This window comes from Streptomyces sp. NPDC005808, from assembly GCF_042871385.1.
In the GTDB taxonomy this organism is placed as follows: domain Bacteria; phylum Actinomycetota; class Actinomycetes; order Streptomycetales; family Streptomycetaceae; genus Streptomyces.
In genome coordinates, this window is record NZ_JBIAIK010000003.1 from 484658 (window position 1) to 499174 (window position 14517).

Sequence of the window (14517 nt, forward strand, 5' to 3'; positions counted from 1 at the left end):
CGGAGTCCCGGTTGCCCTAGACAGCCACGTACGTCACCGGATCGGTCCCCGTCACCGCCTCCGCCCGCCCCAGTTTCACCAGCCGCCGCACATGGGCCTCCGCCTCCGAGACGGCGATGTTCCGGGAACCGTAAGGGATTTGGTCCCAGGGCCGGTTCCATTCCATGCGTTCGGCGAGCTGCCAGGGCGTGAGCGGAGTCGCGAGGAGCTTGCTGAGGCCGGTCAGGCGGTCCTCGTGGTGGTCGAGCAACTCCCGTACCCGGGCGGGGGCGTCGGCGAACGCATGCTGGTGGGCAGGCAGGACCTCCGCCGGAGCCAGGCGTCCGACGCGCTCCAAAGAGTCGAGGTAGTCGCCGAGAGGATCGGCGACGGTGGCGTCGTCCGGATCCTCGTACAGGCCGATGTGCGGAGTGATCTCCGGCAGCAGGTGATCGCCGGAGAACAGGCGGCCGTTGCCCGGGAGTTGGGCGGGGTGGGCCTCCTCCAGGTGGAGGCAGACGTGACCGGGAGTGTGGCCAGGGGTCCAGATCGCGCGGAGGCGGCGGCCGGGCAGTTCGAGGAGTTCGCCGGGGACGATCTCACGGTCGGGGAGCGCGGGGGAGAGGCCGGGCAGGGCGTCGGCGCGCGCCCTGCGCAGGGGTGCCAGGTGCTCCTCGGGCGCGCCGGCGGCGGTCAGTTTCGCCGTCATGTACGCGTACCACCGCTCGGGCCGGTTCTCCCGGGTGCGCCGTACGACCGAGGCGTCCGCCGCGTGCATGGCGAGCCACGCCCCGGACACCTCCCGCACCTTGCCCGACAGGCCGTGGTGGTCGGGGTGATGGTGGGTGATGACCACGCCGTGCACCTCGGCGACGGAGGTGCCGCAGGCGGTGAGCCCCTCGGCGAGGGCGTCCCAGGACGTGGGGTCGTCCCAGCCGGTGTCGATCAGGACGGCGCCGCGATCGGTGTCGAGGACGTACACAAGCGTGTGGCCGAGGGGGTTGTCCGGGATGGGGACCCGGATCGACCGTACGCCGCCGCTGTGATCGGTCACCTGCGTCATGGGCTTCCACCAATCGCCGCGTCCCGGGTACCGGCCAACTATAACTAGAACCAGTTCCAATGGGAGCCCGAGACGACTGTCTGCCCGGACCCTCCGGACCCTCGGGAGAGCCCGGAGAGCCCGGAGAGCCCGAAGAGTCGAGGACCGAGTCGAAGAGCCCGGGAGTGCGGACGGCCCGAAGAGCCCGGGAGTGCGAAGAGCCCTCGGAGCGCGAAGAGCTCGACCCGTGGACTCCACTCTCCGGAACTGGTATCAGTTCTAGTCATCTGATGCATCGTCAGAGAATGTCCCCGGGGAGGCAGTCGGCCATGACCGAACTCACGGAACACGGACAGCTGTTCATAGGCGGGGAGTTGACGGACCCCCTGGGCAGGGACGTCATCGAGGTGATCTCGCCGCACACGGAGGAGGTCATCGGGCGGGTGCCGCACGCCTCGACGGCGGACGTCGACCGGGCCGTCGCCGTCGCGCGGCAGGCCTTCGACGAGGGGCCTTGGCCGCGGATGAGCCTCGACGAGCGGATCGAGGTGGTGAACCGGATCAAGGACGGGATCGCCGTACGGCACGAGGAGATCGCCCGCGTCATCTCCTCCGAGAACGGCTCCCCGTACTCCTGGAGCATCCTCGCGCAGGCCCTCGGCGCGATGATGGTGTGGGACGCGGCCATCACGGTCGCCCGCGGCTTCACGTACGAGGAGACACGCGACGGAGTCCTCGGGAAGATCCTCGTCCGGCGCGAGCCGGTGGGGGTGGTGGCGGCCGTGGTGCCGTGGAACGTGCCGCAGTTCGTGGCCGCCGCCAAGCTCGCGCCCGCGCTGCTGACCGGCTGCACCGTCGTACTGAAGCCGTCGCCCGAATCGCCTCTGGACGCCTACCTGTTGGGGGAGATCGCGAAGGACGCCGGGCTGCCGGAGGGCGTGCTGTCGATCCTCCCCGCGGACCGCGAGGTGAGCGAGTACCTGGTCGGCCACCCCGGGATCGACAAGGTGTCCTTCACCGGGTCCGTCGAGGCGGGCCGGCGGGTGATGGAGGTCGCCGCCCGCAATCTCACCCGCGTGACACTGGAGTTGGGCGGCAAGTCGGCCGCGGTGGTCCTGCCGGACGCGGACATCGCAACATCCGTACCCGGCATCGTCTCGGCGGCCTGGATGAACAACGGCCAGGCGTGCGTCGCCCAGACCCGCATCCTCGTGCCGCGCTCGCGCTACGACGAGTTCGCGGACGCCTTCGCGACGGCCGCGAGTGCGCTGGTCGTCGGCGACCCACTGGACCCGGCGACCCAGGTCGGCCCGCTGGTCGCCAGGCGGCAGCAGCAGCGCAGCCTCGACTACATCCGCATCGGCCAGGAGGAGGGCGCCAAAATCCTCACCGGCGGCGGCGGCCGTCCGCCCGGCCGGGACCACGGCTGGTACGTCGAGCCGACCCTCTTCGGCGACGTCGACAACTCCATGCGGATCGCCCGCGAGGAGATCTTCGGCCCGGTGATCTGTCTGCTCCCCTACGGCGACGAGGCCGAGGCGCTGAAGATCGCCAACGACTCCGACTACGGGCTGAGCGGCAGCGTCTGGACGGCGGACGTCGCGCACGGCATCGACGTCGCACGCCAGGTCCGCACCGGCACCTACTCCGTCAACACCTTCAGCCTCGACATGCTCGGCCCCTTCGGCGGTTACAAGAACTCGGGCCTGGGGCGGGAGTTCGGCCCCGAGGGCTACGGCGAGTTCCTGGAGCACAAGATGATCCACCTGCCGGCCGGCTGGGAGGCCTAGGGATGGGCGACCGCTGGCAGGTCGGGGTCGACCGCTCCGTCTGCATCGGCTCCGCCCAGTGCGTGCACCTCGCCCCGGACGCCTTCCGCCTCGACACCGGCAGGCAGTCCCACCCGGCCGACCCGGAGCCCGACGCCAACGAGAAGATCCTGGAGGCGGCGGAGGGGTGCCCGGTGGAGGCGATCACGATCACGCTGCTGGGGAGCGGGGAGCCGGTGTTCCCGCCCGAGGAGTAGCACCCGTCGGCGTTGCTCACCTGGGTCCGTCAGCGTTGCTCACCTGGGTCCGTCAGGTCGATCAGCCGGCAGACCGTCTCGATGTCGATCTTCACCTGGGCGATCGAGGCGCGGCCGGAAAGCCAGGTGATGAGGGCCGAGTGCCAGGTGTGCTCGATGACCCGGACCGCGGAGAGCTGGGCGGGGGTGGGGTCGTCGAGGCCTATCGCGTCGAGGATGATCACCGTGGTCATACGGGAGACCTGGTCGACCTCGGGGCTGACGCTGCGGTCGGCGAAGGTGAGCGCGCGGACCATGGCGTCGGCGAGGTGCGGCTCGCGCTGCAGGGCGCGGAAGGCCCGCATCAGGGTCTCCGCGACGCGCTCGGCCGCCGTGTCCCCGGCCGGCGGCTTCTTCCGCAGGGTGCCGTGCATGTGCTCCAACTGGTCCTGCATCGTGGCGACCAGCAGATGGACCTTCGACGGGAAGTAGCGGTAGAGCGTGCCCAGGGCGACCTGCGAGGACTCCGCGACCTCGCGCATCTGCACCGCGTCGAAACCGCCCCGGCTGGCCAGCTGCGCGCTCGCGTGCAGGATCCGGCGGCGGCGCGCCTCCTGCCGCTCGGTGAGCGGAGCAGAGGCGGGGAGCCCGGTGGAGTACGAGAGGGGGCGAGGCGGGTGCTGCGCGGCGGGGTGCGACTCCGGATGCGATTCCCGTCGCGACTCTGGTCGCGAGTCCGTTCCCGACTCGGTTCGCGACTCGGGTCCCGACTCGGTTCGCGAGTCCGGTCGTGAGCCTGTTCGCGAGCCTGTTCGCGAGTCCGGTCGCGAGTCTGTTCGCGTGCTGTTCGTGTCCGCCTTGGCTTCCGCAGGCATGGGTCCCGTTCCGTGACATTCCGTGACATCAGCGAGAGGAGTGACGAGTCGGCGCGGCAAGGCTCACGACCATCGCGCGGACCGGGCGACCACGCCACGCGGTCGTGGCGTGAATCACCTGATCCGCCGCTCACAGCGGGGCTACCTGCCGGTAGATTCAAGGCTCCTTGAACGATCAAGTCTGAAACTTGTTCTAGATTAGCGTCCCGGCGTAATCTCGCGGGAATGTGCAGGGAGAAGGGGGCCGAGAGTGACCGCTGAGGCCATGGAGGCGGGCCCCGGCGAGGGCGCGGCCGCCGACGGCGAACGACCGTTGCGCATCGCGCTTCTCACCTACAAGGGGAACCCGTTCTGCGGCGGCCAGGGTGTGTACGTACGACACCTCTCGCGCGAGCTCGCCCGACTCGGACACCATGTCGAGGTCATCGGCTCCCAGCCCTATCCGGTGCTGGACGAAGGCCTTCCCGCCCTGAGCCTCACAGAGCTGCCCAGCCTCGATCTTTACCGCCAGCCGGACCCTTTTCGCACCCCCAAGCGCGGTGAGTACCGGGACTGGGTCGACGCGCTGGAGGTCGGCACGATGTGGACCGGCGGCTTTCCCGAGCCGCTGACCTTCTCGCTGCGCGCCCGCCACCATCTGCGGGCCCGGCGCGGTGAGTTCGACGTCATCCACGACAACCAGACGCTGGGGTACGGGCTGTTGGGGGATGTCGGCGCCCCGCTGGTCACCACCATCCACCACCCCATCACCGTCGACCGGCAGTTGGAGATCGACGCCGCCGAGGGCTGGAAGCGACGGATGTCCGTGCGCCGCTGGTACGCCTTCACCCGTATGCAGAAGCGGGTCGCGCGCCGCCTGCCGTCCGTGCTCACCGTCTCCGGTACGTCACGCCAGGAGATCGTCGACCACCTCGGCGTACGCGACGACCGCATCCACGTCGTCCACATCGGCGCGGACACCGACCTCTTCTCGCCGGATCCCGCGGTGCGGCAGGTGCCGGGCCGGATCGTCACCACGTCCAGCGCGGACGTGCCGCTCAAGGGGCTCGTCTTCCTCGTCGAGGCGCTCGCGAAGGTACGCACCGAGCACCCCGGCGCGCACCTCGTCGTCGTGGGCAGGCGTGCCGAGGACGGGCCCGTCGCCCAGGCCATCGAGCGGTACGGCCTCGAAGGCGCCGTCGAGTTCGTCAAGGGGATCTCCGACGCCGAACTCGTCGACCTCGTGCGGTCGGCCGAGGTCGCCTGCGTCCCCTCCCTGTACGAGGGGTTCTCGCTGCCCGCCGCCGAGGCGATGGCGACGGGGACACCGCTCGTGGCCACCACCGGCGGTGCGATCCCGGAGGTCGCGGGGCCCGACGGGGAGACCTGCCTCGCCGTGCCCCCTGGTGACTCGGGTGCGCTGGCCGCTGCACTGAGCCGGGTCCTTGGCAACCCCGAACTCCGGGCCAGACTCGGCTCCGCCGGACGCGCGCGCGTGCTGGCCCGCTTCACCTGGGCCCGCGCCGCCGAGGGCACGGTGACCCACTACCGCGAGGCAATGACCCGCCTCGCGGGCCCTTCCCCCAGCCGCTCCGCGCCAAGCCCTCACCGCTCCGCGGCCGAGCCCCCCGGCCGCTCCGCGGCCGCAACAGACCCCGCGCCCGCGGCGGGTACCGACCCCGCCCCCGCGGCGGGTACCGACCCCGCGCCCGCGGCGGGTACCGACCCCGCCCCCGCGGCGGGCACCGACCCCGTCCCCGGGGCAGGCACCGCCCCCGCGACAGGCACCCCCGCACCCCCCACCCCCGACCGCGAAAGCAGGGCCACGTGCTGACCGTCGACTTCTCCCGGTTCCCGCTCGCCCCGGGCGACCGCGTACTGGACCTCGGATGCGGTGCCGGCCGGCACGCGTTCGAGTGTTACCGGCGCGGTGCCCGGGTGGTCGCGCTGGACCAGAACGGCGAGGAGATCCGCGAGGTCGCCAAGTGGTTCGCGGCGATGGAGGAGGCGGGCGAGGCGCCCGCCGGGGCCACCGCGACAGCCATGGAGGGCAACGCCCTGGCGCTTCCCTTCCCCGACGAGTCCTTCGACGTCGTGATCATCTCCGAGGTCATGGAGCACATCCCGGACGACAAGGGCGTACTCGCCGAGATGGTCCGGGTGCTCAGGCCGGGCGGCCGCATCGCGATCACCGTCCCGCGGTACGGGCCGGAGAAGGTCTGCTGGACGCTGTCCGACGCCTACCACGAGGTCGAGGGCGGCCACATCCGCATCTACAAGGCGGACGAACTCCTTGCCAAGATCAGGGAAGCCGGGCTCAGGCCGTACGGCACCCACCACGCGCACGCCCTGCACTCGCCCTACTGGTGGCTGAAGTGCGCGTTCGGCGTCGACAACGAGAAGGCGCTGCCCGTGCGGGCGTACCACAAGCTCCTGGTCTGGGACATCATGAAGAAACCGCTCGCCACCCGGGTCGCGGAGAACGCGCTGAACCCGCTGATCGGCAAGAGCTTCGTGGCGTACGCGACCAAGCCGCACCTGCCCGTCGAGTCCGCCGAGTCGGTCGAGTCCGCGGAGTCGGTCGAGTCCGCCGAGGTGGCCGGCCGGTGACGACTCCCCGGACAGAACACCTCGTCCTGCCCGGGGTCCTCACCGCAGAGGAGGCTGCCGCCACCGTGCGCGGGATCCTCGCGGTGCAGCGCCCGGACGGTGCCATCCCGTGGTTCCGCGGGCATCACCTGGACCCGTGGGACCACACCGAGGCGGCCATGGCGCTGGACGCGGCGGGGGAGCACGAGGCGGCGGAGCACGCCTACGAGTGGCTCGCGCGCCATCAGAACCAGGACGGGTCGTGGTACGCGGCCTACGCCGACGGGGACTTCGCGGACGTCACCGACCGCGGCCTGGAGACCAACTTCTGCGCCTACATCGCGGTGGGCGTCTGGCACCACTATCTCGCGACGGGCGACGACGCGTTCCTGGACCGGATGTGGCCGACCGTCTACGCGGCGATGGAGTTCGTACTGCGGCTCCAGCAGCCCGGCGGGCAGATCGGCTGGAAGCGCGAGGAGGACGGACGGGCCGTCGACGACGCGCTGCTGACCGGGAGTTCGTCGATCCACCACGCGTTGCGCTGCGCACTCGCCATCGCCGAGCAGCGTGAAGAGCCGCAGCCCGACTGGGAGTTGGCGGTGGGCGCGCTGCGGCACGCGATCAGCGCACACCCCGAGCGGTTCCTGGACAAGGACCGCTACTCGATGGACTGGTACTACCCGGTGCTCGGCGGTGCTTTGACCGGGGCCGAGGCCAAGTCCCGTATCGAGGAGGGCTGGGACCGCTTCGTGGTCCCCGGGGTCGGCGTCCGCTGTGTGGTGCCCAACCCGTGGGTGACCGGCGGTGAATCGGCCGAACTGGCTCTGGCGCTCTGGGCCGTGGGTGAATCGGACCGCGCCCTGGAGATCCTCCAGTCGATCCAGCACCTGCGCGACCCGAAGACCGGCCTGTACTGGACCGGCTACGTCTACGAGGACCAGGCCGTCTGGCCCGAGGAACTCACCAGCTGGACAGCCGGGTCGCTGCTGCTGGCCGTCGCCGCACTGGGCGGCGACGAGCCCACCTGCGCCGTCTTCAGCGGCGAACGCCTCCCGGCAGGCCTGGACCCCGACTGCTGCCGATAGCAGACTCAGCCGGAGTCTCAGGACACGCAGATTCTCACTGCCGACGCATACGGTTGGCGGGCGCGCAGTTTCTCAGTACCGGCGCATTCGGTTGGCAGACGCGCAGTTTCTCAGTACCGGAGCATTCGGTTGGCAGACGCGCAGGTCCTCAGTGCCGGTGCATACGGTTGGCGATGGCGTGGCCGATGAACAGGTACACGACGGCTGCGAGGCCGTAGCCCGCGACGACGCGCGCCCACTCCTCGTCGAAGGTGAACAGGTCACGTGACCAGCCCGCCAGCCAGGCGGCCACGTCGTGGATGAACTGCACCAGGTCGTTGGCGCGGTTCGCGTCCAGTAGGTACATCAGGATCCAGAGACCGAGGATGAGCGCCATCACGTCCGCGACGATCGCGATGACCCTCCCCGCCTGGTTGGAACCGTTGCGATAGGGGGACATGACCCCCGTGTTGCCCGAGAACGGTGCATGAAACCCGATCGGGGTCGCTCGGCCGCACAGGTCCTGGCTAGGAGTTCAGCTCGGCGAGTACGCGGAGTGTGTGCGGGTCGGGGGAGAGGACGAGCAGGTCGGTCACCGGGCCCTTGCGCCACAACTCCAGGCGTTCGGCGATGCGCTCACGCGGGCCGACCAGGGAGATCTCGTCGGCGAAGGCATCGGGTACGGCGAGTACGGCCTCCTCGCGGCGCCCCGCGAGGAACAGCTCCTGGACGCGCCGGGCCTCCGCCTCGAAGCCCATCCGTGCCATCAGATCGGCGTGGAAGTTGCGTGCCATGTGTCCCATTCCGCCGATGTAGAAGCCGAGCATGGCCTTGACTGGCAGCAGTCCTTCGGCGAGGTCGTCGCAGACGTGGGCGCGGGCCATCGGGGCGATGAGGAAGCCGTCACGGAGATCGGTCAGCGAGGCCTCGTACGCCTGCGGGCGGGTCGGCGACCAGTACAGCGGCAGCCAGCCGTCCGCGATGCGAGTCGTCTGCGCGATGTTCCTCGGACCCTCGGCGCCGAGCAGGAGGGGCAGTTCGGCCCGCAGGGGATGCGTGATGGACTTGAGCGCCTTGCCGAGGCCGGTGCCGTCGGCGCCGCGGTACGGGTGGGAGTGGAAACGTCCGTCCAGCTCGACGGGCGCCTCGCGCCTGAGGACTTGGCGTACGACATCGACGTACTCCCGGGTCGCGGTCAGCGGCGACTTCGGGAAGGGGCGCCCGTACCAGCCCTCGACGACCTGCGGCCCCGAAAGCCCGAGGCCGAGCATCATGCGCCCGCCCGAGAGATGGTCGAGCGTGAGCGCGTGCATCGCGGTGGTGGTGGGGGAGCGGGCGGCCATCTGCGCCACGGCCGTGCCGAGCCGGATGCGGGAGGTCTGCGCGGCGATCCAGGTCAGCGGGGTGAAGGCGTCGGACCCCCAGGACTCGGCCGTCCACACGGAGTGGTAGCCGAGGCGTTCCGCCTCCTGCGCGAGCGGTATGTGGTCGGCGGAGGGGCCTCGGCCCCAGTAGCCGAGTGCCAGACCGAGTCGCATGTGCCCTCCAGGCGCGTTGTTCTGACGATGTGTCAGCTGTCGGCCGGGTGAGCGTACGACAACGGCCCCCCGCCCGGAAGGGCGAGGGGCCGTGCGGGGCCGTGCGGGGCCGTGCTGCGCGTCAGCCGCGCTGGATCCCGGACGTGTCCTGCAGAACACCACGACGGCCGTCCTGCGTCTGCGCCACCAGGCTCGGGCCGCGCTGCTCGACGGCCAGGTACCAGGTACCGGGCGCCAGTTCGGCGATCGGCGTCGGCGAACCGTCCTCCGCGTACAGCGGACGCGGCACCGGCACGGCGAACCAGAACGGGGAGAAGTCCCCGGCCGGCTGCTGCACCTGCGGGGCCGGCGCCTGCTGCGGCTGGCTGGGCTGCACGCCGAACGGCTGACCCGTCTGCGGCTGCGCGCCGTAGGGCTGGCCGGGCTGCTGGGCGCCCGGGTAGCCGTATCCGCCCTGGGGCTGGCCGCCGTAGGGCTGGGGGGCGGCCGGCTTGGGGGCGGGGAGCAGAGGTGCCTTCAGGGCCGGGACGAGGGGCGTGGCGATGGCGCCGCCGGCGAGGATCAGGGTCGCGACGAGGCCGAGAATGGCGCCGGTACCCGCGTCGGGGCCACTGCCGGTGAGGCCGCCCAGGTTGTTGTAACCGCCCGCCGGGTCGAAGACGTTCCCGAGCGCGCTCCAGGCGGCGAAGACCGTGAAGGCGACGCCGAACTGGCCGAGGTCGAGGCCGGCGACCTTGGGCACCTGCGGCAGACCGTGGGTGACGACGATCAGCGCGGCGCCGATGATGCCGGCCAGGAAGACGCTCATGAGCAGGGGCGCGCTTCCCCAGGCACTGGGGAGGTCGACGCCTTCGGCACCATCAGCGGAGTAGATGGCGAAGAACGAGGCGATGAACAGCAACACCGCTGCTCCGATCACCACGCCGTCGCCTCGAGTGAGGGAGCGGATATTCACTTCAGTCGGTCCTTCGCAGGTCGTCTCGTCGTCGGTCGGGAGGCGTCGCTGTCACCTTGTCCCCGTAAGGCCGTGGTGTGAAGCGCGGGGGTGGCCCCTCATCGTAGGGACGACACTATCTCCCGTCCCACCAGGGTGTCCGCCGGGTCGAGCGCACTGATCGTCACCCGCGCAGGAAACTCACGATTCCCTCAGAGATCCCATGTGCCGCCCGCTGCCGCCAGGCGCCGCTGGTCAGCAGTGCTGCGTCCTTGCTGTCACGCATGTTGCCGCACTCGATGAACACCTTGGGAACCGTTGACAGATTGAGACCGCCGAGGTCCGTCCGGACGTCGAGACCGGTGCCGTCGCCGATGTAGTTGGAGGGCGCGGTGCCGGTCTCACGGGCGAAGTCGCCCGCGATGCGCTCGCCGAGTTCGCGGGACGGGGCGACGATCGGGCGGGTGTCGGCGGCACCGTCGTGGACCGGTCCGGGAAGGATCACGTGGAAACCGCGCCGGCCGGCGCCCGCGCCGTCCGCGTGGATCGAGACGGCCGCGTCGGCGTGCGCCGCGTTGCCGATCTCGGCCCGCTCGTCGATGCACGGACCCCAGGAACGGTCCCCGTCCTGGGTGAACTTCACCGTGGCGCCCTGCTGTTGCAGGATCGTACGCAGCCGCCGCGCGACGTCGAGCGTGAACTGCGCCTCCGGGTAACCCGCGTTGGTCGCCGTACCCGTCGTATCGCATTCCTTCGAGTTCGTGCCGATGTCCACCTTGCGGTTGATCTCGGCCGTGTGCTGGAAGTTGCCGGGGTTGTGCCCCGGGTCGATGACGACGACCTTGCCCTTGAGGGGGGTCGCGGCGGCGGGCGCGGACGGCGAGGGGCTCGTCTCCTTGCCGTCGTCGGTGCTCGGCGCCTCGGCGGACCCGGCCGCGGAGGGGGCGGTACCCCGCGCCTGCTGCCGCGCGTCCCCGGAGTCGTCGCCCACCGCCTGCCACACCAGCCACCCGGCCAGTGCACCCGGCACCAGCGCGGCGACCGCCACGGTCAACGGCCCGCGCCGGGAACGGCGCGGCTGGGGAGGATCGAAGTCAGGGCCCAAATACGACACGGGTGTCACCCTACGGGGCGGCGCGCCAGGCAGTCCGCAGGGTGCCGGGAGCGTCGCTGTCCGCTCGGCGGAGCTACTCCTTTTCCCGCGCTGGGTGGAACTACTCCTTGCGGCCCGTCGCCGCGACCGTCACGCCGAGGCCGATCATCGTGAGCCCGCCCACTCCGCCGATCAGGGAGAGCCGCCGCGGCGAACCGGCGAACCAGTCGCGCGTGGTGGCCGCGACCAGCCCCCAGGCGCTGTCGCACACCACCGCGATGAGGTTGAAGACCAGACCGAGCAGCAGCATCTGAGCCGTGACGTGCCCCTGGCTCCGGTCGACGAACTGAGGCAGTACGGCGGCGAAGAACACGATGGTTTTCGGGTTGGCCACCCCGACCGCGAACCCTTCCCACAGCGTCCGCAGTCCGCCGTGCGCGGCTCCGTCACCGGTGAACGCGGCCTGCAGCGAACGGCGTCGGCGCACCGCCTTCACGCCGAGATACACCAGGTAGGCGGCGCCCACCAGCTTCAACGCCGTGAACACGAGGACCGAGCGCTCCACCACGGCCCCGACCCCGAGAGCCACCGCCACGACGAGCGTGTACGCGCCGAACGTGTTCCCCACGACCGTCGTCAGCGCGGCACGGCGCCCCTGCGCCAGCGCCCGCCCGATCACGAACAGCACGCTGGGGCCGGGTATCACGATCAGCAGCAACGACATGGCGGCGAAGGCCAGCAGTCGGTCGGCAGACATCATGCGGCCCATGGGAGCACGGAGGCCGCGACCCCCTCCAGGCATTTTCTGCCGGGCGGCGTGGCCGGCGGGTTCGCGGCGGCGGCGCCCTGCCTCAGATCCCGGGCCCCGTACGCCGCAGCACCCGAAGCGAGTCCGTCACCGAGACCTCGGTGAACGCGCCGGACTCCAGGGCCCGCAGGTAGACGCGGTACGGAGCCTGCCCCGTGAACTCGTCCGCCGGGTCCGGGAACACATCGTGGATCAGCAGCAGGCCGCCCTCGGCGACGTGCGGCGCCCAGCCCTCGTAGTCGCCGGAGGCGTGTTCGTCGGTGTGACCGCCGTCGATGAAGACCAGGCCGAGGGGGGACTTCCAGAACGCGGCGATCTGCGGCGAGCGGCCGACGATCGCGACCACGTGGTCTTCCAGGCCCGCCCTGTGGAGGGTGCGGCGGAAGGTGGGGAGGGTGTCCATGAGGCCGAGTTCCGGGTCGACCGTCGACGGGTCGTGGTACTCCCAGCCCGGCTGCTGCTCCTCGCTGCCCCGGTGGTGGTCGACCGTGATCGCCGTGACTCCGGCCTGGCGCGCCGCGTCGGCGAGCAGGATCGTGGAGCGGCCGCAGTACGTGCCGACCTCCAGGAGCGGCAGCCCCAGCCGGCCCGCCTCGACGGCGGCCTCGTACAGCGCGAGTCCCTCACCCGTGGGCATGAACCCCTTGGCGGCCTCGAAAGCGGCGACAATCTCCGGCTTGGGTGCCGCGGACATGGGGTTCCTCCAGCTTGTACGTAGGTGTGGGCGCCCCATGGTGCACCACACCCCCGGCGCCTGGGGCTACGGGGGTGAGCACGACGGTGTACGACAGGTCAGGCCCGGACGGTCTCCCCCGGCAGGGCCAGGTCCACGTCGACCGTGCGGTCGTCCCCGGCGTGTGTCGCCGACGAGGCGAGCGGGCCGTGGCCGGTCGCCCTGGCGGCCAGGACGTACGGGCCCTCGGCGGGTACGGCGAGCGCGTAGCTGCCGTCCTCGGCGGAGAGTGTGGCGCCCGCCTGGCGGCCGCGCCGGTCGATGAGGGTGACCTTGGCGCGGGCCACGGGGTCGCCGCCGGCGTCGAGGACCCGGCCGCGGAAGCCGCCGAGCAGGTCCTGCGCCCGATCGAGGGCGGCGTCCTCCTCGCTGCTGGCGCGCAGCTGCGGTGCGGTCGCCGGGCGCCCGCGGGGCAGGAAGAGGGCCATCAGCAGGCCGACGGCCACCGCGCCCGTGGCGATCAGGAAGGAGACCCGGAAGCCGTGCATGGTGGGGACGGCGACGCCCCCGACGTTGTCGGCGGTGTTCGCGAGCACCATGCCGATGACGGCGCTCGACACCGAGGTGCCGATCGAACGCATCAGGGTGTTGAGGCCGTTCGCCGCGCCGGTCTCCGAGGCGGGGACGGCGCCGACGATCAGCGCGGGGAGCGAGGAGTACGCGAGGCCGATGCCGGCGCCCAGGACCACCGCGATGATGATGGTCTGCCAGGCGGCGCTCATGAGGCCGAGGCCCGCGCCGTAGCCGATCGCGATGATCAGCATGCCGAGGATCAGGGTGACCTTGGGGCCGTACTTCGCGGAGATCCTGGCGTACACCGGCGCCGTGAACATCATCGTCAGGCCGAGCGGCGCCACGCACAGACCCGCGACGACCATCGACTGGCCGAGGCCGTAGCCGGTGGACTTCGGCAGCTGGAGGAGCTGCGGCAGGACGAGCGAGACGGCGTAGAAGGCGACGCCGACCATGATCGAGGCGAGGTTGGTGAACAGCACCGCGCGACGGGCGGTGGTGCGCAGGTCCACCAGCGGGGCCTTCACGCGCAGCTCCATCACGCCCCACAGGAGCAGGACGACGGCCGCCGCCGCGAACAGACCGAGCGTGGTGACCGAGGTCCAGCCCCAGTCGCTGCCCTTGGTGATCGGCAGCAGGAAGAGGATGAGGCCCGCGGAGAGGCCTGCCGCGCCGAGGACGTCGAAGGTGCCCTTCGCGCGCATCGGGGACTCCGGTACGGCGACCAGGGTGAGGACGATGGAGAGGACGCCCAGCCCTGCGGCCAGGAAGAAGAGGGCGTGCCAGTCGGCGTGCTGCGCGACCAGGGCCGCGACCGGCAGCGCGAGCCCGCCGCCGACACCGATCGAGGAACTCATCAGGGCCATCGCCTTGCCGAGCTTCTCGCGGGGCAGCATGTCGCGCATCAGGCCGATGCCCAGCGGGATCGCACCCATGGCGAAGCCCTGCAGGGAACGGCCGACGATCATCACAAGGAGCTGGCTGGTGAAACCGGCGATCAGCGAGCCAACGACCATCACGGACAGGCTCAGGAGCAGCATGCGCCGCTTGCCGAACAGGTCACCGAGCCGGCCCATGATCGGCGTGGCGACGGCGCCCGCGAGCAAGGTCGAGGTCAGCACCCAGGTGGCGTTGCTGGGCGCGGTGCCGAGCAGCTCCGGCAGGTCCTTGATGACCGGCACCAGCAGGGTCTGCATCACCGCGACCACGATGCCCGCGAAGGCCAGCACCGGCACGATCGCGCCGCTAGGCCTCCGGATGGGCTGTTCGGTCGTCGTGTGCGTCATTACGTGAGGCCTCCAGGCCGGAAGAGGGAACGACGGGGGTGGGCGATCCGTGCGGGATACCTACGGGATACGTACG

General features: G+C 71.1%; 13 protein-coding genes and 1 pseudogene. 5 read left to right on the forward strand and 9 right to left on the reverse strand.

Annotated features, from left to right (window positions below):
- Window positions 1–16: 16 nt before the first annotated feature.
- Window positions 17–1042 carry an MBL fold metallo-hydrolase gene (locus ACFYPC_RS09320; protein WP_388672994.1) on the reverse strand — a complete coding sequence of 342 codons (1026 nt, stop codon included), beginning with the start codon at window positions 1040–1042 and terminating at the stop codon, window positions 17–19.
- A gap of 308 nt (window positions 1043–1350) precedes the next feature.
- Between ACFYPC_RS09320 and ACFYPC_RS09325 the strand changes: the two genes are divergently transcribed.
- Window positions 1351–2811, forward strand: coding sequence for an aldehyde dehydrogenase (locus ACFYPC_RS09325; RefSeq protein ID WP_388672996.1), 1461 nt, complete (start codon window positions 1351–1353; stop codon window positions 2809–2811).
- A gap of 2 nt (window positions 2812–2813) precedes the next feature.
- Entirely contained in the window at window positions 2814–3047 is a 234-nt protein-coding gene (locus ACFYPC_RS09330) for a ferredoxin (RefSeq protein ID WP_388672998.1), read from the forward strand.
- Between the two features lie 29 nt (window positions 3048–3076).
- Here the strand turns inward: ACFYPC_RS09330 and ACFYPC_RS09335 are convergent.
- Window positions 3077–3670 (reverse strand): annotated as a pseudogene (locus tag ACFYPC_RS09335) (TetR family transcriptional regulator); the annotation flags it as partial.
- 481 nt (window positions 3671–4151) lie between these two features.
- Between ACFYPC_RS09335 and ACFYPC_RS09340 the strand changes: the two are divergent.
- From ACFYPC_RS09340 to ACFYPC_RS09350, 3 genes are read left to right on the forward strand one after another with little or no spacing between them, the layout of a single operon-like run.
- Window positions 4152–5714, forward strand: a complete 1563-nt coding sequence (locus ACFYPC_RS09340; protein WP_388673000.1) for a glycosyltransferase — start codon at window positions 4152–4154, stop codon at window positions 5712–5714.
- The gene (locus ACFYPC_RS09345; protein WP_388673002.1) at window positions 5708–6490 is read left to right on the forward strand and encodes a class I SAM-dependent methyltransferase; all 783 of its coding nucleotides are present in this window, start codon (window positions 5708–5710) and stop codon (window positions 6488–6490) included. Before ACFYPC_RS09340 ends, ACFYPC_RS09345 begins: the two co-directional genes overlap by 7 nt.
- Complete coding sequence (locus ACFYPC_RS09350) at window positions 6487–7557, forward strand: prenyltransferase (RefSeq protein WP_388673004.1); 1071 nt, start codon at window positions 6487–6489, stop codon at window positions 7555–7557. The genes ACFYPC_RS09345 and ACFYPC_RS09350 overlap by 4 nt, the downstream gene beginning before the upstream one ends.
- Window positions 7558–7705: 148 nt before the next feature.
- On the opposite strand, the gene ACFYPC_RS09355 is transcribed toward ACFYPC_RS09350, so the two are convergent.
- The 7 genes from ACFYPC_RS09355 to ACFYPC_RS09385 all read right to left on the reverse strand — a co-directional run bounded on the left by ACFYPC_RS09355 (window position 7706) and on the right by ACFYPC_RS09385 (window position 14441).
- Entirely contained in the window at window positions 7706–7996 is a 291-nt protein-coding gene (locus ACFYPC_RS09355; RefSeq protein WP_388673006.1) for a hypothetical protein, read from the reverse strand.
- Window positions 7997–8063: 67 nt separating this feature from the next.
- Entirely contained in the window at window positions 8064–9074 is a 1011-nt protein-coding gene (locus tag ACFYPC_RS09360) for an LLM class F420-dependent oxidoreductase (protein WP_388673008.1), read from the reverse strand.
- A gap of 121 nt (window positions 9075–9195) precedes the next feature.
- A complete protein-coding gene (locus ACFYPC_RS09365) occupies window positions 9196–10029 on the reverse strand; it encodes a hypothetical protein (protein WP_388673010.1) in 834 nt (277 codons plus the stop codon).
- 163 nt (window positions 10030–10192) lie between these two features.
- Entirely contained in the window at window positions 10193–11122 is a 930-nt protein-coding gene (locus ACFYPC_RS09370; RefSeq protein WP_388673012.1) for an N-acetylmuramoyl-L-alanine amidase, read from the reverse strand.
- A gap of 100 nt (window positions 11123–11222) precedes the next feature.
- A complete protein-coding gene (locus ACFYPC_RS09375; RefSeq protein WP_388673014.1) occupies window positions 11223–11870 on the reverse strand; it encodes a LysE family translocator in 648 nt (215 codons plus the stop codon).
- 82 nt (window positions 11871–11952) lie between these two features.
- Window positions 11953–12603: a class I SAM-dependent methyltransferase gene (locus ACFYPC_RS09380; RefSeq protein ID WP_388673016.1), complete on the reverse strand. Its 651-nt coding sequence runs from the start codon at window positions 12601–12603 to the stop codon at window positions 11953–11955.
- Window positions 12604–12701: 98 nt separating this feature from the next.
- On the reverse strand, window positions 12702–14441 hold the full coding sequence (locus ACFYPC_RS09385; protein ID WP_388673018.1) for an MFS transporter: 1740 nt from the start codon (window positions 14439–14441) through the stop codon (window positions 12702–12704).
- Window positions 14442–14517: the final 76 nt, after the last annotated feature.